Here is a 19,732-nt window from a genome sequence, read left to right as displayed (position 1 = left end):
CTGGCGCGCCTGGAGACCGAGCGTGCAGCCCTGCGCCGCGAAGCCGCGGCGGGCGCGGCACAGTCCGCCCGCTTGCGCGAACTGGATCAGGAAATGGACGCCACGCGCGCCGCGCTGACGGACGCGGAAGCGCGGCTGGCGCAGGAAAGCGAGCTGGTCAGGCAGATCCATGCGCTGCGTGAGGAACTGGAAGCGGCGGGAGTGGATGCGGAGCCGGAGCCTGCTGGCAAGCGCCGCTCGGGCAAGGCCGCCGAACCCGCCGCCACGCCCGGTCAGGCGCAACTGGCCGAACTGCAGCAGCAGTTGCGCACCCTGCAGGGCGAGGCGCCGCTGGTGCCCGCCTTCGTGGACGCTCAGGTCATCGCCGAGATCGTGTCGGCCTGGACCGGCATTCCGCTGGGCCGCATGGTCAACGACGAAATCCGCACAGTGCTGGAACTGCAACCCCTGCTGGCCGAGCGCGTTATCGGCCAGGACCATGCACTGCATGCCATCGCCCAGCGCGTGCGCACCGCGCGCGCCGGCTTGGAGGATCCGAACAAGCCCAAGGGCGTGTTCCTGTTCATCGGCCCTTCGGGCGTGGGCAAGACCGAAACCGCGCTGGCCGTGGCGGACGTGCTGTACGGCGGCGAACGCAAGCTGGTCACCATCAACATGAGCGAGTACCAGGAGGCCCACAGCGTATCGGGCCTGAAGGGCTCGCCGCCGGGCTACGTGGGCTATGGCGAGGGCGGCGTGCTGACCGAAGCGGTGCGGCGCCAGCCCTATAGCGTGGTGCTGCTGGATGAAATCGAGAAGGCCCATCCGGACGTACTGGAGTTGTTCTTCCAGGTGTTCGACAAGGGCGTGATGGATGACGCCGAAGGGCGCGAGATCGACTTCCGCAACACGCTCATCATCCTGACGTCCAACGTCGGCTCGTCGGCCATCATGCAGGCGTGCCTGAACAAGAGCGTCGAAGAGCGGCCCGACCCCGAGGCCTTGCAGGAACTGTTGACGCCGCAGCTGTACAAGGCCTTCAAGCCCGCCTTCCTGGGCCGCATGAAGACCATCGCCTATTACCCGGTGGATGACGACGCGCTGGCCCGCATCATCGGGTTGAAGCTCGGACGCATCGCGCAGCGAGTCCAGGCCAACCACCGCGCCCTGTTCGAATGGGATGAGGCGCTGGTGGAGGCCGTGCTGGCGCGCTGCACCGAGGTGGATACCGGCGCGCGCAATGTGGACCACATCCTCAACGGCACGCTGTTGCCGCAGATCGCCGAGCAGGTGCTGGGCCGCATGGCGCAAGGGGAGGCCATCGCCCGCATCCGCGTGACCGCCGGCAAGAACGGCGATTTCCGCTATCGCCTTGCCTGACGCCGGAGCCTGACATGCCTTTGGATAACACCGGCCTTTCCCGAATGTCGATCGCGTCGGTCGATCAGGCCAATCGCCTGTTGGACCTGCGCACGCCGCTGGGCGCCAATCGGCTCGTGGCCGAAACGCTGTCCGCCACGGAGACCCTGTCGGACGGCGCGTTCCGGCTCGAACTGACCGCCCTGTCCGACGATGCCGGCATCCCCTTGTCCGAGCTGCTGGGCAAGCCGGCGACCCTGCGCCTGCAGACCGCGTTGGGCCGCGAACAACCGCGCGTCTGGAACGGCTACGTCACGGCGGCGGAGTTCCAGGGTGCCAACGGTGGCATGGCGCGCTACGGGCTGACGCTGGAGCCCTGGCTCGCTTTTCTGCGCGCGCGCCGCGACAGCTTCGCCTATCAGGACAAGACCGTCTTTGAAATCGTCGACAGCATCTTCGGCGACTACAAGGACCAGGGGGGCCTCGCGCCGCAATGGCGCTGGGCGGTGAAGGACCGTGCCGCGTACGCCAAGCGCAGCCTGACCGTGCAGTATCGCGAAACCGACTACGCCTTCGTCGAGCGTCTGCTGGCCGAGGAGGGCCTGTTCTACTGGGTAGAGCACGAGGCCGGCGAAGGCGAGGGCAGCCACACGCTGATCATCGCCGACCATAACGGCGCGTTTCAGCCCGGCTCGCAGGCCAGCGTGCGTTTCGCGCGCGCCGATGTCACGGAGACCGAGGACAGCATCCAGCAGTGGAGCCGGCGCGCGCGCTGGCAGACCAACGCGGTGCGCATGGCCAGCTGGGATTACCGCAGCACCCAGGCCAGACCAGTAGCGGCGCAGGTCGATGGCGGTGTCTCGAAGGGCGCGATGGATCTGGTCGTCAACGACTATCCCGGCCAGTACGCCTACGAGGACAGCGCGCAGGGCGAACGCCTGGCGCATATTGCGCTGGCCGCGTTGCGCGTGGGCCAGGACAGCTGCGAGGGCGCGGGCACCGTGCGCACGCTGGCGCCAGGCCAGCGCTTCGAACTGACCGGGCATTACCAGGAGGGCGGGTCCGCCTATGTAGCGATCGCCGTGCGGCATGAGGCCCGCAACAATTTCGACGAGGACCTGGGCCGCGCCGTGCGCGAGGCGCTGGGCGAGAGCGGTCCGGAGGCGGCCGAGGCCGACTTTTACCGCAATACGTTTACCTGCATCGGCATTGATACTGAATTCCGCAAGGTCACGCGCGACGGACATGGCGAGCGCCTGCATCCCCGGCCCACCGTGTACGGCGCGCAGACGGCGCTGGTGGTGGGCGCGGAGGCCCCGGTGCACACCGACCGTGATCACCGCGTCAAGGTGCAGTTTCATTGGCAGCGCGGCAAGGCGTCCAGCAGTCGCCTGGAGCATCCTTCGGGCGACGAGAACGCGCCCGCCAAGAATGAACTGGGCACCTGGGTACGGGTGGCGGAATCGGTGGCGGGCGGCGACTGGGGCGGCAACTTCGTGCCGCGCGTCGGCCAGGAAGTGCTGGTCGAGTTCCTGCACGGCGACATCGACCGTCCCGTGGTGGTCGGCGCGCTCTACAACGGCGCAGGCGCCGAGGACGCGTCGCACAACCAGGTTCAGGGCGGCGCCGCCAACGCCACCGGCAACGCGCCCACCTGGTTCGCGGGCGGGGCGGACGGCCACGCGCACAACGTGGTGATGTCCGGCTTCAAGACGCAGGCGCTCGCCAGCAGCGGGCAGGGCACTGGTGGCTACAACCAGCTGGTGCACGACGATACGCCCGGACAGTCGCGCCTGACGGCCTCGACCACGCAGGCCGAGAGCCGACTGAACCTGGGCCACATCAAGCAGCAGCGCGACAACGAGAGACTGCAGGATCTGGGCCACGGCGCGGAACTGTCGACCCGCGAAGCAGTGGCGCTGCGCGGCGGCGCCGGGCTGCTGATCAGCGCGGACGCGCGCGAGAACGCCAAGGGTGCGCTGCTGGACAGCAAGGAGGCGAGCCTGCAGATCGAGAATGCGATGCGCGCGGCGGAGGAGTTGGCGCAGGCGGCAACGCGCCAGAAGGCGGTGCTGGAAGGCGATCCGGAAACGCTGCCGGCGCAGGACGCGCTGAAGCACGTGCTGGAGGTGATCGATGCGAAACAGGACGCGCCCGAAGGCGAGCCCGTCGCGGCCTATAGCGAACCGCAGCTCCAGGTGAGCGCGCCCAGCGGCATCGGGCAGTACACGCCGGCCGACGCATTTCTCGTGGCCGGCGCGACCCTGGCGCAGGTGGCGCCGGACGTGAACTGGGTTAGCAGCGCCAACGTTGCGATGGGCGTGGCCGGCGGCGCGGTGCTGTTCACACTGGGACGCAAGGCGCCCGGTGGCAGCCCGGTGCAGGGCCAGGGACTGCTGCTGCATGCGGCCGGCGGCAAGCTGCGCCTGCACAGCCAGGACGCCAAGATGACGCTGTCCGCCGAAAAGGCGGTGACCTTCGCCTCGGCGCAGGCCGGCGTGACCGTGCAGGCCGCCAAGCGCGTGCTGGCAACCGCGGGCGGCGCTTACGTGCGAGTGGAAGGCGGCGGCATCCAGCTGCATGCGCCGGGCAAGGTCGAGTTGAAGGCTGGCGTGCACAACTGGGTCGGCCCGGAAAGCAGCCAGGCGAATCTGGCCTTCAACGAAGCCAGTCCCTTGTGCGAAGCTCGGGTGCGCGGCGCGGCCCAGCGGGGCGGCGCCGTGGTGCCGCTGGGCTGAGGCGGGAGGACGGCGGCATGCTCGATTATCAGACCTTCAACGCCTATGGCTTCGGCCTCATCCAGGATGAACGGACGCCCGGCGTGCCGGCCTGCGTCCAGGCCGAAGCCCTGGTGCCGCCGGCGCTGCGGAAAATGCCGGGCCTCATGCCCCGGTTGGTGGATCTGTCCGCCATGCCAGCGGCGGACAAGGCGCTGGCGCTGGCCAGCCTGAATCAGGCTTTGCTTGATGGCGGGGATCTCTGGCTGGGGCTGTTGCTTCACTCCGATCAGCCCGCCGATGCCGTAGCCGTGCATCTGCGGTCGCGGATGATCGTCGACATCGCGGGCCAGGGACCGTGCTTCTTCCGTTTTTTCGACCCGCGTGTGTTGGTCCAGCTGCCATGGATGCTGGACCCGGCGCAGCTGGCCTGGCTTTGCGGGCCGGTGCAGCGCTTCGTGTTCCATCTGGATGGCGCATGGTGCGCCGTGGCGCGCCCCGACGCCGAGGCGGCGGCGCGCCCGAAGTTGAGCGTGGAGCAATCCTTCGCCTTGACCCAGGTGCAGGCCCTGAATGAAGTGCTGTCAGATCTGGATACGCTGGCGCCCGAAGGGCGCGTCGCGTTGGGCCAGACGGTGATGGCGCATTTCCGCACGGCCCGGACGCTGGGCCTGGCGACGGCGCAGGAACGCAAGGCGTTTGCACGGCATGGCCTGGACGTGCACCCTGCCTTCCACCGCCATGAGCGGGTACGCGCCTGCCTGGCGGCAATGCGGCCCGAAGATGATTACCCCTACCTTGCTGCGGTCCAGGATCTGTCGGATGAGGACTGGTCCAGCGTGCGCGCGGATATGGAACGAACTGGAGAGCCCGATGGCCGATGATGCAAAGAACTGCGGGAAGAAGCGCTCGTCGCTGGATTGCGGGGAGGATTGCCCGTTTCACCGGATCGGCCTGCCCATCATGCCGCTGCGCTACGCGGTGCTGAAGAACGACGGCGCCTTTGCGGCGCTGGATGGCGACTTGAATATGCCGCAGCTGGCGGAGAGGCCCCTGGGCGACAGCGCGCGCTACGGCGTGCGGCTGCTGCGTCCGGGCTATCTGTACGTCTATGACGAGGCGCGCTCTGAACTGAAGGGCTACTACGTCAACGAAAACGCCACCCTGTACAACTTTGATCTCGACAAGCCGGTGCAGGACTGCGACCGGACCTTCACTTGCACGATGGACCACGAGGCCAAGGCTTCGCTGCTGACCATCCCGAACGCAAGAAACGCGACATTTGTATGGTTGGCGTTTTCGGACGTGCAGTGGACCAAGGAGGTGTGCAAGGCGCACAAGGGCAAGAAGGGCGCCGACATGCGCGAGCGGCACATGTTCAAGTTCGATGTGCAGGCCTGGCTCAGCAGCGGCAAGCACGCCAATGCCAAGAGCATCAAGACCCTGAAGGATACGGCCGCGGACTACCAGGTGCATCGCAAGCGCGACCTGGATCAACATCAGAAGCAGCAGCTGCTGGGTTGGAGCACCGTCGGCTATTACGACGTGAAGGGCTGGATGGGGGAAATGATCGAGAACGCTGCAGAGGCGTTCCTGCCCGGCAAGGGCCTGATGCTGGCGCTGCCGGACAGCACCGGAATCCTGCAGGATATCGCGCGGCTGATGCGCATACGCTTCGACGACTTCGTGTCGAACAAGGAGGACCTGCGTCCCCTGACCGTGTCGAAGTCCATCGAGTCGCTCAGCGAAATCATCATGCAGTCGGCCGAGAGCGAGTTCCTGGAGCAAAGAGGCCGGGATGCCACCAACCATACCGTCTATGGGACCACGACCCCGAATATGGGAGCTGGCCCGGGAGGGTCGGGGGCTGAAGGGCTGGCGGTGGGCCAGATGCTGGCGGACTGGCTGATGCCGGAGAACAAGAAGCAGCGTATGGCCGAGGCGGAAGACTACCGCCATCCGACCGAGGCCGAGCGCGGCAAGGTTCGCTGGGAAGCCTGGTCGAAGTACTTCGACAATTACGACGAGAACGCGCGCAGGGCGTGGCAAAAAGGATTCGACGAGCGTCTGGCGCAATTCGACGCCGCGACCATCGTGCCTCTGGCGAAGGCGCACGTGGCGTGGATTACCTGCCAGAAAACGCTCGATTCGTTTGAGTGCAACTACGACTCCAACAACGCGGATAGCGGTGCGGTCTACCAGACGGTTCTTGCGTTGTGCATTGACGGAACCCAGGACAAGCGCATTTGCTTCAAACAGTATGCGGACTGGCTACAGGGGGAACCGGACGACACGCGCAACCTGTTGCTGCGCGCCATGTTCCACAACCAGGATTTCGTGGTCAAGAAGGTGGTCGAGGCGCACGAAGCGGCGCTCGACTGGAAGGCCATCCCTTGGGGCAATCTGCACGAGGCCTACAAGACCGGGCTCAAGGTGCTGAGCGAAGGGCAGATGGACAAGACCGCGCGCCTGCTGGAGCAGGTCATGGGGCCGGTGGTGCATGTACTCAGGCTGGGCGTGGATAGCGGTATCGCGCGCAAGCTTGCGATGTACGTGGGCCTGCTGGCGCGGCAGAACGTGGCAATCGTGGAAGTCGAGGGCGGCAAGAAGGCATTCCGCGCCGCGTTGATCCGCGAGGTCCTGCGCCAGCATGGCAGCCAAGTGAACATGCGGCAGATGGAGCAGGCGGTGGCCGATGAGCTACGGCGTTTGGAAGTGCGCGGCGAACAGCTGGAAGGCACCGACAAGAAGCGCTGGTTCATGCTGGTGGACAGGGATGCCGCGGCAAATGTGTCAACGGACCTGCGGGCCGCCGATAGGGCCAGGGCGCTGGCCCAGACCACCATGACGGTCGAGGAATACGAAGCCCGGGAACTGTCGCGCTGGCGCACCGCGATCAACACGGACGTCCGTGTCGGGGTCGTCGGCTGCCTGTTCCAGACCGTGGCGGTGTACAAGCTCTGGAGCGACCTGGAATCGGCCATGCCTCACGAACGCAGCGACGCGAGCTGGAAATTCGTGGTCGGAATCGCATCGGCGGGCGGCTCGGTGGCCGACGTATTGGGCGTGGCGCTCAAGAGCCGGCAGGCCGCTGGCATGCGGCTGGGAATAGGGGTGGGGCTTGAAACCACCGGTTCCCTGCTGGTGCGATGGGGCGGCCGCATAGGCGTGGTCACCGGCGTCATCATGGCCGTGTTCGATTTCAAATCCGCCAAAGACCAATTCGCGATTGAAAAGAACGGCTTGATGGGCGGGCTTTACCTTGCCTCGGGTATCCTCAGCCTGGTTGTCATCGGCGCGTTCGCCCTGTCAGCCACGGTCGTGGGCCTGATCGCGGCGGTGCTCCTGATCATCGTCGCGATATTGATAGAGAAGTTCAAGGGCAACAAGATCGATGAATGGCTAAAACGCTGTCTGTGGGGAAAGCTGCAGGGACAGGCCGGGACCGATTACTACTATGGAGTGCAGCAAGAAATGAACAGCCTGCGCGTGGCCTTGGGAGGGGCGTGATGGACTTTACGGGACTGATGTCCAGGTTCCCTAACGATCGTCCGCTTTCGGAGTTCGACCGCGAGCATCGCTTGCAGCAAAAGAAGCGTCTCGATGTGCCGCTGCTGGCGCAGCTCTGCGTCGTGAAGATGAATTCCAACAGCCTGCTGTCGGTGGACCGCTGGTATGGCTGGCGAGGCTTTATCGCCTTGATCGGGGCCATAGGCGTGGCTTTTGGCGTGGGCGGCATCCTGATGCTGGCCTGGATTCTGGTGGTGGATAACGTGCCCAATGAGAATGGCCTCTGGGAGGCGATCTTCTTCGGCATGGCGATGTTCGCCGCGCTGGGGTTGGCTGGCGTCTGGGTTGCGTGCAAGGAGATGTTCCGCTGGACCTACTACCCCATCGCGCTGGACCGCAAGCGTCGGCTGGTGCACGTTTTCCGGCTGAATGGGACGGTTTTGACGGCGCCCTGGGACAAGATCTACTTCACGCTGGGCCGGGGCAAGGGCACGTTCGGCTGGCTCAACTGGGACATACGCGGCCTGATGCTGGGCGAGGACGGCGTCACGGTGAGGGAGACCTTCGCCTTTTGTATCGCCACCAGCCGCGTGGAGAACGCCTATTCTCACTGGGAGTTCTTGCGCCGGTACATGGAAGAGGGTCCTCAGACGGTGCTGGATGCGGTCCTGTACTGCATGCCTGTCGACGGCAAGCGCGAGAGTTTCGCTTTCAGTAAGGAGCGTATCTTCGCCAATGACGCGCAGAGCCCGGGCTTCATGTATCTGGTCATGGCACCCTTCAACTACCTGCACGCCATCATGCGCTGGGCGGTCATGCAGACCAGCAAGATCCCGGCGTTCCCCCCAGAGATCGAGGCCACGCTGGAGCCTGAGGCGGGCGACATGTATGTTCGGGATGCGTCCATGAATCCCGAGGATCTGCGCTAGGGGAATTCATCTGGCGGCGCGGCCGCCCGGATTTGCGCTAGGATTACCCCGACCATTCCGCCCCTCCTCCTGGAGCCCCCCGCATGACCGACCTCAGCGCCTTCCCCATCACCAAGAAGTGGCCGGCCCGCCACCCCGACCGCATCCAGCTGTATTCGCTGCCCACGCCCAACGGCGTGAAGGTGTCGATCCTGCTGGAGGAGACCGGGTTGCCCTACGAGGTCCACCGGGTCAGCTTCGACGCCCGGGATCAGTTTTCCCCCGAGTTCCTGTCGCTCAGCCCGAACAACAAGATTCCGGCCATCCTCGATCCCAATGGTCCAGACGGCAAGCCGCTGGGCCTGTTCGAGTCCGGCGCCATCCTGATTTACCTCGCCAGCAAGGCGGGCAAGTTCCTGCCGGCGGATACGGCGGGTCGTTACGAGACGCTGCAGTGGATCATGTTCCAGATGGGGGGCATCGGTCCGATGTTCGGTCAGCTGGGCTTCTTCCACAGATTCGCCGGCAAGGACTACGAGGACAAGCGTCCGCGCGACCGCTACGTGGAAGAATCCAAGCGCCTGCTGAACGTGCTGGACCAGCGCCTGGCGGGGCGCGACTGGGTGATGGGCGATGAGTACACCATCGCCGATATCGCCATCCTGCCCTGGGTGCGCAACCTGGTGGGCTATTACGAGGCGGGCGAACTGGTGGAGTTCGCGCGCTTCAAGAATGTCGCCCGGGTGCTGGAGGCCTTCGTGGCCCGTCCGGCGGTGGCCCGGGGCTTGGCGATACCTGCCTAAGCAGCAGGCGGGCCGGGAGGCTGCGTCTCCCGGTTTCACCCGCCGCGCGCCCGCTTGCGGCAAATCAAACAAGCCCTCAAGTTATATGCTTTTCGGTCATTAACTTATTACCGAAAGGCGTAAGCTTCCTCCATAAGCTGGACAGGCCGTACGAACACCCCGACGTGCACGCTGCCCAGCGCGCAACGGAGGGCAGTAATGAAGAGGATCGGGATCAAGGCGGCGGTGGGCCTGTTGGCGGCGGCGGGCCTGGCCATCGGCGGCGCGCAGCTGCTGACGGCGAATCGCAAGGCCGACGCGGTGGCGTCCGTCGACATCAACGACAGGCGGCTGGTCGAGGCCGGCGCCTACATTGCGCGCACGGGCGACTGCGTGGCCTGTCACAGCGTGCCCAATGGCAAGCCCTTCGCGGGCGGCCTGGCGATGCAGACGCCGGTCGGCACCATCTATTCGTCGAACATCACGCCCGACAAGCAGACGGGCATCGGCGGCTACAGCTACGCGGATTTCAAGAACGCGGTGCAGTACGGCATCCGCAAGGACGGCACGCCCCTGTATCCGGCCATGCCGTATCCCTCGTACGCCATCATGCCGGACGCGGACGTCCAGGCGCTGTACGCCTACTTCATGTCGCAGGTCGAGCCCGTCAGCCAGCCCAGCGCGGATTCCACCATTCCGTGGCCGCTGAACATGCGCTGGCCCATGGCCTGGTGGCAGCTGCTGTTCGCAGGCAAGCGCGAGTTCGCGGCCCCGGCCGGCGCCGATGAAAAGCTGGTGCGCGGCGCTTATCTGGTCGAAGGGCCAGGCCATTGCGGCGCCTGCCACACGCCGCGCGGCCTGGCTTACCAGGAGCAGGCGCTGTCCCTGGCGGACGGCGACGCCTTCCTGTCCGGCGCCGTGATCGACGGCTGGCGCGCCAAGAGCCTGCGCGGCGAGGCCCAGGGCCTGCAATCCTGGAGCGCGCAGGACATCGAGATGTTCCTGAAGACGGGCCGTACCGACAAGGTGGCGGCATTCGGCGCCATGGCCGACGTGGTCGAGCACAGCACCCGTTATTTCACCGATGGCGACCTTGCCAGCATCGCGGCCTACCTGAAGCAATTGCCCGCGGCCGGCGGCAAGCTCGCCGCCTTCCCGCCCAAATCCGACAGCACCACCGCGTCCCTGCGCGATGGCCGCTACGACTCGCGCGGCGCGGTCATCTACGCGGAGCAGTGCGTGGTGTGCCACCGTGCCGACGGGCAGGGCATGCCGCGTATTTTCCCGGCGCTGGCGGGCAACTCGGCGGTGTTTGCGCAGAACCCGCAGTCCATCATCCAGATCACGCTGGAAGGCGGCAGGATGCCGTCCAACGACACGGACGCCATGACGTTCGCGATGCCGGGCTTCAAACACCTGAGCGACCGCGATATCACGGACGTGATCAATTTCATCCGCACGGGGTGGACCAACCAGGCGCCCGCGATCGGCGAGAAGGACGTTGCGCATATCCGCGAGTTCCTGGCCAGCAAGAAGCCGAACATCGGTGGAGGCAAGCATGAGTAAGCACATCAGGATCGCCGCGCTGCTGGCGGCAGCGGTCGCCGTGGGCGGCTGGACGGTCGCCACGGCGGAACCCGAGGCCGCGGCGCAAGGCGCGCGCAGCACCTTCCCGGTGCTGGACAAGGATGGCAAGCGTTTGCCGGACTACACCATCCCATCGGATACCCAGATCGCTGCACAGCCCAACGCGGACCAGATCAACTACGGCAAGCGCCTCCTGACCGAGACGCGCCGCCTGCTGCCGCAGAACACGGGCGCCAGCCTGAACTGCAACAGCTGCCACGTGCAGGGCGGCAAGAAGCCCCTGGGCGCGCCCTACATCAACACGGTCAACACGTTCCCGCAATTCAATCCCCGCGCCAACCGGGTGGTGACGTTGGAGGACCGCATCAACGGCTGTTTCATGCGTTCGATGAACGGCAAGCCGCTGGAGAAGGACTCGGCCGAGATGAAGGCCATGATCGCCTACATGAAGTGGCTGGCCCAGGATGTGCCGCACGGCGCCAAGGTGCAGATCGAGAATGCCTGGCCCATAGATACCAAGCTGGTGCCCGATCCGGTGCGCGGCAAGAGCCTGTATGCGGCCCAATGCGCGTCCTGCCACGGCGTCAACGGCGAAGGCAAGAAGGACCATTCGGGCGATATCGCCTTCCCGCCCTTGTGGGGCGACGAGTCCTTCAACATCGGCGCAGGCCTGGCTCGCACCTACAAGGCCGCGGCTTTCATCCGCAACAGCATGCCGATGGGCGTGAATACGCATGGCAGCTGGGGCGAGGGCGGGGTGCTGTCCGACCAGGACGCAGTGGACGTGGCTGAATACTTCACCCACATGCCGCGTCCGGACTTCGCGGGCAAGGACAAGGACTGGCCGCAGGGCAAGAAGCCGAAGGACGCGCGCTACTGAGGCGCAGCGGCCCAGCCTCTACAATCGGCCCTGTCATCCCTTATGGAAAGCCGGGGCCGCCCATGGAACTGCGCCAACTGCGTTACTTCGTCCGCGTCGTGGAGGCGGGCAGCATCGGCCGCGCCGCGCAGTCCATCGGCATGGTGACCTCGGCGCTCAGCCAGCAGATCAGCCGGCTGGAGGGCGAACTGTCTACCCGGCTGCTGCGGCGCAGCGCCAGCGGCGTGGAACCCACCGATGCGGGCCTCGCGTTCTTCCGCCAGGCGCAGTTGGCGCTACGCCATGCCGATGATGCGGTGCACGCGGCGCAGCAGGCCAGGCTGGCGGGCCACGTCAGCGTGGGCCTGCCTTCCACTACTGCCGCCATCCTTGGTGCGCCTTTCGTGCAAGCCATGAACCAGCGCTATCCCGACATCCGCCTGCATCTGGTGGAGGCGCTGTCGGGCCATTTGAGCGACATGCTCAACGGCCGCCTGCTGGATCTGGCCATCGTGTTCCAGGCCGAATCCGCGCGCCGCTGGAGCGTCACGCCCTTGCTGGACGAGCCGCTGTTCCTGCTGGCCCGTCCCGGCATGCCGGGTTTGCCGGCAGGCGACACCACCCGCATCGAAGCCATTGCGCATCTGCCGCTGGTCCTGCCCAGCGGCCGCCACGGGCTGCGGGCGCTGGTCAACAACGCGTATCAGCAGTCGGGCCGCACGCCGCTGGTGGCGGTGGATGTGGACGGCCTGCCGGTGCTGATGGACGTGGTGCAACTGGGCCACGTCGCCACCATCCAGCCCAGTTCCGCCATGGCGCGAATCGCGCCGGGCCAGCTGCACATGGCGCGCATCGATGACGCGCACCTGTACCGCCCCAATTTGCTGGCCAGCCTGTCCGAAGACGAACTGTCGCCCGCGGCCCTGGCCGCCCGCCTGGTGCTGGCGGACGTCTCACGCACGCTGGCGCGCGAGGGCAAATGGCCGGTGGTGACCCTTCACGATTCATGAAGACCTGTTGACGCCTGGCTGATATCGGCGGGCGCGCTTGCTCGCTACAGTCCGTTCCTTGCAAGAGGAACAACGGCATGGTCGATGTCTTGGTGGTGGGAGGGGGCAACGCGGCGCTGTGCGCGGCCTTGATGGCGCGCGAGGCCGGCGCCAGCGTGCTGCTGCTGGAAGCGGCGCCGCGCGAGTGGCGCGGCGGCAATTCGCAGCACACGCGCAATCTGCGCTGCATGCACGATGCGCCGCAGGACGTGCTGATCGAGGCCTATCCCGAGGAAGAATACTGGCAGGACCTGCTCAAGGTGACGGGCGGGCTGACCAACGAGCATCTGGCGCGCCTGGTCATCCGCGAATCCTCCACCTGTAGGGACTGGATGCGCCGCCATGGCGTGAACTTCCAGCCGCCGCTGTCCGGCGCGCTGCACGTGGCGCGCACCAATGCCTTCTTCATGGGCGGCGGCAAGGCGCTGGTCAACGCCTATTACCGCAGCGCCGAGGCGCTGGGCGTACAGATCCGCTACGACGCCCCGGTCGACTCGCTGGAGCTGGACGGCGGGCGCTTCGTGGCGGCGCGCATCGGCGATGAACGCATCGAGGCGCGCGCCTGTGTGCTGGCGGCCGGCGGTTTCGAGTCCAACCGCGAGTGGCTGCGCGAGGCCTGGGGCCAGAACGAGCGCGGCGAATGGCCGGCCGACAATTTCCTGATCCGCGGCACCCGCTACAACATGGGCGTGCTGCTGAAGTTCATGCTGGACGCGGGCGCGGACAGCATCGGCGATCCGTCGCAGTCGCATTGCGTGGCCATCGACGCGCGCGCGCCGCTGTACGACGGCGGCATCTGCACGCGCATCGACTGCGTGTCGCTGGGCGTGGTGGTCAACCGCGAGGCGCGCCGCTTCTATGACGAGGGCGAAGACTTCTGGCCCAAGCGCTATGCCATCTGGGGCCGTCTGACGGCCATGCAGCCGGGCCAGATCGCCTATTCCATCATCGATGCCAAGGCCGTGGGCCGCTTCATGCCGCCGGTGTTCCCCGGCGTGCAGGCCGACACCTTGCCGGAGCTGGCCGTGAAACTGGGACTGGACCCGGCGGTCTTCGAGCAGACCCTGCGCGACTACAACGCGGCCTGCCGCGTCGGCAAGTTCGACCACACCGCGCTGGACGACTGCCATACCGAGGGCCTGGCGCCGGCCAAGACGCACTGGGCGCGGCCCATCGACACGGCGCCGTTCTATGGCTATGCCTTGCGGCCTGGCATCACCTTTACCTATCTGGGCCTGAAGGTGGACGACACCGCCGCGGTCCGGTTCGACGGTATGCCCAGCGACAACCTGTTCGTCGCGGGCGAAATGATGGCCGGCAATGTACTGGGCAAGGGTTACACGGCCGGGGTGGGCATGTCCATCGGCACGGCCTTCGGCCGCATCGCCGGCACCCAAGCCGCCGCCGCCGCGCGCGGCCGGCACCACGCGGAAACACGACATGAAGCAGCTTGAAGCCCTGGCCCGCGAGGCGCAGTCTTTTTCCACGCCGCACGCCGAGGCGGCGCCTGTCATGGCCGAGCAGCCGGTGCGCTGGCTAGGCAAACAGGCCAAGCCCCAGGCGGCGCTTCTGACCGGCGATGAAACCGAAGTCGCGCGCGTCATGCAGATCTGCAACGCCTGCCGCTATTGCGAAGGATTCTGCGCGGTGTTTCCCGCCATGACCCGCCGCCTGGAATTCGGCAAAGCCGACTTGAACTACCTGGCCAACCTGTGCCACAACTGCGGCGCCTGTTTGCACGCTTGCCAGTACGCGCCGCCGCACGAGTTCGCGGTGAACGTGCCGCAGGCCATGGCCCGGGTTCGGGTGCAGACCTACACCGACTACGCCTGGCCCGCGGCGCTGGGCGCGCTGTACAAGAGCAATGGCCTGGTGTTGTCGCTGGCGACTGCCGCCGGTCTGGCGCTGTTCCTGACGCTGGCCGTGCTGATGGCGGGCGGCTTGTTCCACGAGCCGATGGCGGGCAACTTCTATGCCGTGTTCCCGCACAACACGCTGGCGCTGATGTTCGGCGTGGTGTTCGGCTTCTCGATGCTGGCCTTGGGCGTGGGCGTGACGCGCTTCTGGCGCAATGTCAGCCCGGGGGCGGCCACAGGCGCCGCGGTGGCGGAAGCGGCTCACGACGCGCTGCGATTGCGCTATCTGGATGGCGGACATGGCAAGGGCTGCAACAACGCGGACGACGCCTTTACTTTGTGGCGCCGCCGGTTCCATCACTTCACGTTTTACGGGTTCATGCTGTGTTTCGCCGCCACTTGCGTAGCGACGCTGTACCACTACCTGCTTGACCTGCAGGCGCCGTACCCGTTCTGGAGCGCGCCGGTGCTGCTGGGCACGGCAGGCGGCATCGGCTTGTTGATCGGGCCGGCGGGGCTGCTGTGGCTGAACCTCAAGCGTCATCCGCAGCAGGGCGACGCGGCGCAAAAGCCCATGGACCGCGGCTTCATCGCGCTGCTGTTCCTGACCAGCGCTACCGGCCTGGCCTTGCTGGCCGGCCGCGACGGCGGCGCGATGGCGCTGCTGCTGGCGATCCACCTGGGCGTGGTGATGGCGCTGTTCCTGACCTTGCCCTACGGCAAGTTCGCCCACGGCATCTACCGTTCGGCCGCGCTGCTGAAGTGGGCCATCGAGAAACGTCAGCCCAACAAGCTGCAGCTGGGCTCGGACTGAAGGGCCGCGCAGCCGCGGCGATTTGACGGCGCCCGCCGACGGCGCCGCGACCGATAACAAACCAGGAGACTTCCATGTTCCGTACTTCCTTGCTGGCGCGCGCCGCGCTGGCCGCCTGTCTGCTGCCGGCCTTGCCGGCGGCGCAAGCCCAGTCCTTTCCCTCCAAGCCGATCACGCTGGTGGTGCCGCACTCGGCCGGCGGCACCTCGGACATCCTGGCGCGCACGGTCGCGGCGGAGGCCGCCAAGACCCTGGGGCAGACCATCGTCATCGACAACAAGGGCGGCGCCAACGGCACCATCGCCGCCAAACAGGTGGCCACGTCCGCGCCGGACGGCTACACGCTGCTGCTGGCGACCGCCAGCACGCATGGCATCAATCCGTCCTTGTACTCGCGCATCTCCTATGACGCCGTGAAGGACTTCACGCCGGTGACGCTGCTGGCCACGGTGCCCAATGTGCTGGTGATGGGCAAACAGGTGCAGGCCGCGAATGTGCAGGAGCTGGTCGCCTACATCCGTTCGCAGGGAGACAAGATCAACATGGGCTCGGCCGGCGCGGGTACGCCCGGCCATCTGGCCGGCGAGATGTTCAAGAGCGCCGCAAAGCTCCAGTTCACGCACATCCCCTACAAGGGCGGCAGCCCCGCCATCACCGACCTGATCGGCGGCCAGATCGACTTCATGTTCACGACCATTCCCGGCGTGCTGCCGCACGTGAAGGCCGGCACGCTGCGCGCGCTGGCCGTCACCTCGCCGCAGCGCTCGCCCGCCATGCAGGACATCCCGACCATGGCGGAATCCGGTCTTCCCGGCTTCCAGGCCGTGTCGTGGCATGGCATCGTCGCGCCGGCCGGCACGCCCGATGCCGTCGTCGCCACCTTGAACCAGGCCCTGAGCGGCGCGCTGGCGGCGCCGGCCGTCAAGCAGCGCCTGATGGAAGAGGGCGCGCAGGCCTCCAGTCTGAACACGGCCGCATTCGGCGCCTTCATCCAGAGCGAGATCGCGGCCTGGGCCAAGGCGGTCAAGGATTCGGGCGCGACGGCGAACTGAGGCCGGTGGCATGCCAGGGGCGGTATCTTAGAATGGCGCATGCTGATAACTGCCCTGCTTACGACGCTGGCCCTGGCGTCGGGTAACGCCGCCGCTTTCGAGCTTTCCTGCATCTATTCGGACAAGACCGACGAAGGCGTGTTCGATATCGTGGACCACTGCGCCCGCGAGGAAAACGGCGGCATTGTCTTCAATCCCGAGATCCTGCGCCGGATGCAATTCGGCGACGATGGCTTGACGCCCGCGGGCGTCGCCGACGCCTGGCGCTGGGTGCGGCCGGATGGCCGGTCGGTGCCGGTGATCACGTACGACAATGGCCCGGACGAGTTCGAGGAAGGGCTTGCGCGCGGGCGCCGGCCGGAAGGCATGGCGTACTACGACAAGCAACTGAACCTGGCGCTGGCCACCTCCTATGCGTGGGCCGAGCCTTTCAGCGGCGGCCTGGCCGCGGTCTGCAGCCATTGCGTCATCGTGCCGGAAGGCGAGCACTCGGTGGTAGTCGGCGGCGATTGGGGCGCGATCGACCGCAAGGGCGCGTTGGTGCTGCCGCTGCGGCCGGACGCGGCATCCTTGCGCAGCGAGCTGGAAGCCGCGAGAAAGCGCTGAGGGTTACGCCGCGGATCAGCCGCCGGCCAGCAGCTTCCCCAATGTCGCCATGCCTTGCTCCATCTCCGGGTTCCAGGGATGCCCGCCGTTCAGGCGCAGGAAGTTGCCGAAGGCGCCGGACGCCGAGAACAGCGGGCCCGGCGCGATGCTGATGCCATGATCAAGCGCGGCGCGGTGCACCTTGAGGGTGTCGATGTGCGCCGGCAGCTCGACCCACACGAAGTAGCCGCCCAGCGGCCGCGTGGCGCGCGTGCCCTTGGGAAAGTAGCGGGCGATGGCTTGCAGCAATTCCCCTTGCTGCTGGGCCAGCGCCTGGCGGAATTGGCGCAGGTGGCGGTCGAAGCCGCCTTTTTCCAGATAGGCGGCGATGGCGGCCTGGGTGGGCGCCGCGGTCGCCAGGCTGGTGGTGAGCTTGTTGCGCATGATGCGCCGCGTGTAGCGGCCCGCAGCCACCCAGCCCACGCGGTAGCCCGGCGCCAGGGTCTTGGAGAACGAGGAGCAGTGCATCACGATGCCATCGCGATCGAAGGCCTTGGCCGGGCGCGGACGGCTTTCGCCGAAGTACAGCTCGCCGTAGACGTCGTCCTCGATCAGGGCCACGTCGTGGCTGGCCAGCAGGCGCACCAGCGCTTCCTTCTTGTCGTCGGGCATCAGGCTGCCCAGCGGGTTCTGGAAGTTGGTCATGAGCCAGCAGGCCTTGGGGCGATGGCGCAGGATGGCCTGCTCCAGCGCCTGCAGGTCTATGCCTTCGCGCGGATGCGTGGCCACTTCGATGGCGTGCAGGTGATTGCGTTCCAGCGATTGCAGCGCGGCGTAGAAGGTGGGGGACTCCACGATGACCGCGTCGCCGGGGCTCGTGACCGCCGCCAGGCTCAGGTTCAGCGCGTCCAGCGCGCCGTTGGTGATGATGATGTCGTCCACCGGCACCGACATGCCATCGGCCAGGTAGCGCAGCGCGATGGCGCGGCGCAGCGCGGCGTCGCCCGGGCTGAGGTCGTCGATCGAGCCCCAGGGATCCAGGCGCTGGACCGTGGACGCCATGAACTTCGCCAGGCGTCCGTAGGGCAGCAGCGAAGGGTTGGGAAAGGCCGAGCCGAAAGGCAGCATGTCGCGGCGCAAGGTGGCGTTGAGCACCTGCAGCACGTTGTCGCTGACGTCCACCGGATGGCGGCCGGCGCTGGCGCTGGACAGGCCGTCGAGTTCCGGCAGCGTGGCGTGCGGCGCGCGCAGCACGTAATAGCCGGAGCGGTCGCGGGCGCGGATCAGGCCGCGCGCCTCCAGCAGGTAGTAGGCCTTGAACACCGTCGAGGGGCTGACCCCGCGGCTGGCGCTGGTCTGCCGCACCGAGGGCAGGCGGTCGCCCGCCTGCAGCAGGCCCGATCGGATCGAGGCGGTGATTTCTTCTGTCAGCCGTTCATAGCGCTTCATGGGCGGGTCCGTTTGCGTGGGTCGGGTTCAGGTCGACATGCCGATGGTTCTCATCACCAGGCGCAGCGCATAGGCGGCCACGCCCAGCGCCGCGACGCTGCATGCCCAGATCATCGCCAGCCAGAGCAGGCGGCTGCGCCACGAGGGCAGGGAGGGTTGGGAATGGTTCATCAATGGAACTCCTCGCCGAGACGAACCTTGCCCCGGAACACGTAGTACGACCAGGCGGTGTACATGAGAATAATCGGAATGATCGTCAGCGCTCCCACCAGCGCGAAGCCCTGGCTTTGCGGCGGGGCGGACGCGGTCCAGATGGACACGTCCGGCGGGATGATGGCGGGCCAGATGCTGATGCCCAGGCCGCTGTAACCCAGGAACAGCAGCGCCAGCGACAGCATGAAGGGGCCGGCATTGGGCATGCCCTTGACGCGGCGGATGAGGTCAAAGCCGGCCGCCGCGACCAGCAGGGGCACGGGCAGGAACCAGAACATGTTCGGCAGGCTGAACCAGCGTTGCGCGATCTGCGGCTGCGCCAGCGGGGTCCAGATGCTGAGCGCCGCGATCACGGCCAGCAGCGCCAGCGTCAGCGGCCGCGCGATGTCGCACATGTGGCGGTGCAGGCGGCCTTCGGTCTTCATGATGAGCCAGGTGCAGCCGAGCAGCGCGTAGGCCACCACCAGTCCCGCGCCGGTGAACAGCGAGAACGGGCTGATCCAGTCCCAGGCGCCGCCCTGGTAGGCGCGGTCCACCACCGGAATGCCTTCGATGTAGGCGCCCAGCGTCACCCCCTGAAAGAAGGTGGCGCACACGGAGCCGAGCACGAAGGCGCGGTCCCACAGCGGACGGTGGTGCTCGTCCGCCTTGAAGCGGAACTCGAACGCCACGCCGCGGAAGATCAGGCCCAGCAGCATGAACACCAGCGGCAGGTGCAGCGCGCTCAGGATCACCGAGTAGGCCAGCGGGAACGCCGCCATCAGGCCGGCGCCGCCCAGCACCAGCCAGGTCTCGTTGCCGTCCCACACGGGCGCCACGGTGTTGACCATGACGTCGCGTTCCTCGCGGTCGCGGATCAGCGGAAAGAGGATGCCGATGCCCAGATCGAAGCCATCCATGATTACGTACATCATCACGCCGAACAGGATGATGACGGCCCATACCAAAGCAAGGTCGATGCCCATGGCCTCAGACTCCCGAATGCTTGCGTTGCGCGGGCTCGACGGTCCGCC

16 protein-coding genes are annotated in these 19,732 nt (G+C 66.8%); 13 read left to right on the top strand and 3 right to left on the bottom strand.

Annotated elements, in window-relative coordinates; translation table 11 throughout:
- The 13 genes from VIR09_RS24240 to VIR09_RS24180 all read left to right on the top strand — a co-directional run.
- Window positions 1-1,359 (top strand): AAA family ATPase (locus VIR09_RS24240; protein ID WP_332015163.1); only part of this gene is annotated, 1,359 nt, incomplete at its 5' end.
- Window positions 1,360-1,373: 14 nt separating this feature from the next.
- Window positions 1,374-4,076 (top strand): type VI secretion system Vgr family protein, encoded by a 2,703-nt coding sequence (locus VIR09_RS24235; RefSeq protein WP_332015162.1) that lies wholly within the window; start codon window positions 1,374-1,376, stop codon window positions 4,074-4,076.
- A gap of 17 nt (window positions 4,077-4,093) precedes the next feature.
- Window positions 4,094-4,939, top strand: a complete 846-nt coding sequence (locus tag VIR09_RS24230; protein WP_332015161.1) for a DUF4123 domain-containing protein — start codon at window positions 4,094-4,096, stop codon at window positions 4,937-4,939.
- Window positions 4,929-7,565 (top strand): T6SS effector BTH_I2691 family protein, encoded by a 2,637-nt coding sequence (locus tag VIR09_RS24225; protein WP_332015160.1) that lies wholly within the window; start codon window positions 4,929-4,931, stop codon window positions 7,563-7,565. Before VIR09_RS24230 ends, VIR09_RS24225 begins: the two co-directional genes overlap by 11 nt.
- 17 nt (window positions 7,566-7,582) lie before the next feature.
- Complete coding sequence (locus VIR09_RS24220; RefSeq protein ID WP_332015159.1) at window positions 7,583-8,494, top strand: DUF6708 domain-containing protein; 912 nt, start codon at window positions 7,583-7,585, stop codon at window positions 8,492-8,494.
- A gap of 83 nt (window positions 8,495-8,577) precedes the next feature.
- Window positions 8,578-9,276, top strand: coding sequence for a glutathione S-transferase N-terminal domain-containing protein (locus VIR09_RS24215; RefSeq protein ID WP_332015158.1), 699 nt, complete (start codon window positions 8,578-8,580; stop codon window positions 9,274-9,276).
- A 198-nt stretch (window positions 9,277-9,474) separates the two neighbouring features.
- The gene (locus VIR09_RS24210) at window positions 9,475-10,821 is read left to right on the top strand and encodes a cytochrome c (RefSeq protein WP_332015157.1); all 1,347 of its coding nucleotides are present in this window, start codon (window positions 9,475-9,477) and stop codon (window positions 10,819-10,821) included.
- Window positions 10,814-11,722, top strand: coding sequence for a c-type cytochrome (locus tag VIR09_RS24205; protein ID WP_332015156.1), 909 nt, complete (start codon window positions 10,814-10,816; stop codon window positions 11,720-11,722). The genes VIR09_RS24210 and VIR09_RS24205 overlap by 8 nt, the downstream gene beginning before the upstream one ends.
- A 62-nt stretch (window positions 11,723-11,784) precedes the next feature.
- Window positions 11,785-12,711, top strand: coding sequence for a LysR family transcriptional regulator (locus VIR09_RS24200; RefSeq protein ID WP_332015155.1), 927 nt, complete (start codon window positions 11,785-11,787; stop codon window positions 12,709-12,711).
- A 77-nt stretch (window positions 12,712-12,788) separates the two neighbouring features.
- A complete protein-coding gene (gene tcuA, locus VIR09_RS24195; protein WP_332015154.1) occupies window positions 12,789-14,204 on the top strand; it encodes an FAD-dependent tricarballylate dehydrogenase TcuA in 1,416 nt (471 codons plus the stop codon).
- Complete coding sequence (gene tcuB, locus VIR09_RS24190) at window positions 14,191-15,420, top strand: tricarballylate utilization 4Fe-4S protein TcuB (protein ID WP_332015153.1); 1,230 nt, start codon at window positions 14,191-14,193, stop codon at window positions 15,418-15,420. Before tcuA ends, tcuB begins: the two co-directional genes overlap by 14 nt.
- A 74-nt stretch (window positions 15,421-15,494) precedes the next feature.
- Window positions 15,495-16,472, top strand: coding sequence for a tripartite tricarboxylate transporter substrate binding protein (locus VIR09_RS24185; protein WP_332015152.1), 978 nt, complete (start codon window positions 15,495-15,497; stop codon window positions 16,470-16,472).
- 39 nt (window positions 16,473-16,511) lie between these two features.
- A complete protein-coding gene (locus VIR09_RS24180; RefSeq protein ID WP_332015151.1) occupies window positions 16,512-17,078 on the top strand; it encodes a WG repeat-containing protein in 567 nt (188 codons plus the stop codon).
- 15 nt (window positions 17,079-17,093) lie between these two features.
- Here VIR09_RS24180 and VIR09_RS24175 read toward each other — a convergent pair whose 3' ends face one another.
- The 3 genes from VIR09_RS24175 to cydB are packed head-to-tail and all read right to left on the bottom strand — an operon-like array spanning window position 17,094 to window position 19,684.
- Window positions 17,094-18,506 carry a PLP-dependent aminotransferase family protein gene (locus VIR09_RS24175; protein WP_332015150.1) on the bottom strand — a complete coding sequence of 471 codons (1,413 nt, stop codon included), beginning with the start codon at window positions 18,504-18,506 and terminating at the stop codon, window positions 17,094-17,096.
- A 27-nt stretch (window positions 18,507-18,533) separates the two neighbouring features.
- Window positions 18,534-18,677, bottom strand: coding sequence for a DUF2474 domain-containing protein (locus tag VIR09_RS24170; RefSeq protein WP_207472440.1), 144 nt, complete (start codon window positions 18,675-18,677; stop codon window positions 18,534-18,536).
- The gene (cydB, locus tag VIR09_RS24165; RefSeq protein ID WP_332015164.1) at window positions 18,677-19,684 is read right to left on the bottom strand and encodes a cytochrome d ubiquinol oxidase subunit II; all 1,008 of its coding nucleotides are present in this window, start codon (window positions 19,682-19,684) and stop codon (window positions 18,677-18,679) included. Before cydB ends, VIR09_RS24170 begins: the two co-directional genes overlap by 1 nt.
- Window positions 19,685-19,732: the final 48 nt, after the last annotated feature.

This window comes from Achromobacter sp. (assembly GCF_036567245.1).
Taxonomy (GTDB): domain Bacteria; phylum Pseudomonadota; class Gammaproteobacteria; order Burkholderiales; family Burkholderiaceae_B; genus Achromobacter.
Note: the sequence above shows the minus strand (reverse complement) of the source record. Positions and strands in the feature narration are given on the sequence as shown.

Coding starts and splice junctions, on each gene's coding strand:
- VIR09_RS24235 (WP_332015162.1), top strand. CDS start 1,374: ATGCCTTTGGATAACACCGGCCTTTCCCGAATGTCGATCGCGTCGGTC.
- VIR09_RS24230 (WP_332015161.1), top strand. CDS start 4,094: ATGCTCGATTATCAGACCTTCAACGCCTATGGCTTCGGCCTCATCCAG.
- VIR09_RS24225 (WP_332015160.1), top strand. CDS start 4,929: ATGGCCGATGATGCAAAGAACTGCGGGAAGAAGCGCTCGTCGCTGGAT.
- VIR09_RS24220 (WP_332015159.1), top strand. CDS start 7,583: ATGTCCAGGTTCCCTAACGATCGTCCGCTTTCGGAGTTCGACCGCGAG.
- VIR09_RS24215 (WP_332015158.1), top strand. CDS start 8,578: ATGACCGACCTCAGCGCCTTCCCCATCACCAAGAAGTGGCCGGCCCGC.
- VIR09_RS24210 (WP_332015157.1), top strand. CDS start 9,475: ATGAAGAGGATCGGGATCAAGGCGGCGGTGGGCCTGTTGGCGGCGGCG.
- VIR09_RS24205 (WP_332015156.1), top strand. CDS start 10,814: ATGAGTAAGCACATCAGGATCGCCGCGCTGCTGGCGGCAGCGGTCGCC.
- VIR09_RS24200 (WP_332015155.1), top strand. CDS start 11,785: ATGGAACTGCGCCAACTGCGTTACTTCGTCCGCGTCGTGGAGGCGGGC.
- tcuA (WP_332015154.1), top strand. CDS start 12,789: ATGGTCGATGTCTTGGTGGTGGGAGGGGGCAACGCGGCGCTGTGCGCG.
- tcuB (WP_332015153.1), top strand. CDS start 14,191: ATGAAGCAGCTTGAAGCCCTGGCCCGCGAGGCGCAGTCTTTTTCCACG.
- VIR09_RS24185 (WP_332015152.1), top strand. CDS start 15,495: ATGTTCCGTACTTCCTTGCTGGCGCGCGCCGCGCTGGCCGCCTGTCTG.
- VIR09_RS24180 (WP_332015151.1), top strand. CDS start 16,512: ATGCTGATAACTGCCCTGCTTACGACGCTGGCCCTGGCGTCGGGTAAC.
- VIR09_RS24175 (WP_332015150.1), bottom strand. CDS start 18,506: ATGAAGCGCTATGAACGGCTGACAGAAGAAATCACCGCCTCGATCCGA.
- VIR09_RS24170 (WP_207472440.1), bottom strand. CDS start 18,677: ATGAACCATTCCCAACCCTCCCTGCCCTCGTGGCGCAGCCGCCTGCTC.
- cydB (WP_332015164.1), bottom strand. CDS start 19,684: ATGGGCATCGACCTTGCTTTGGTATGGGCCGTCATCATCCTGTTCGGC.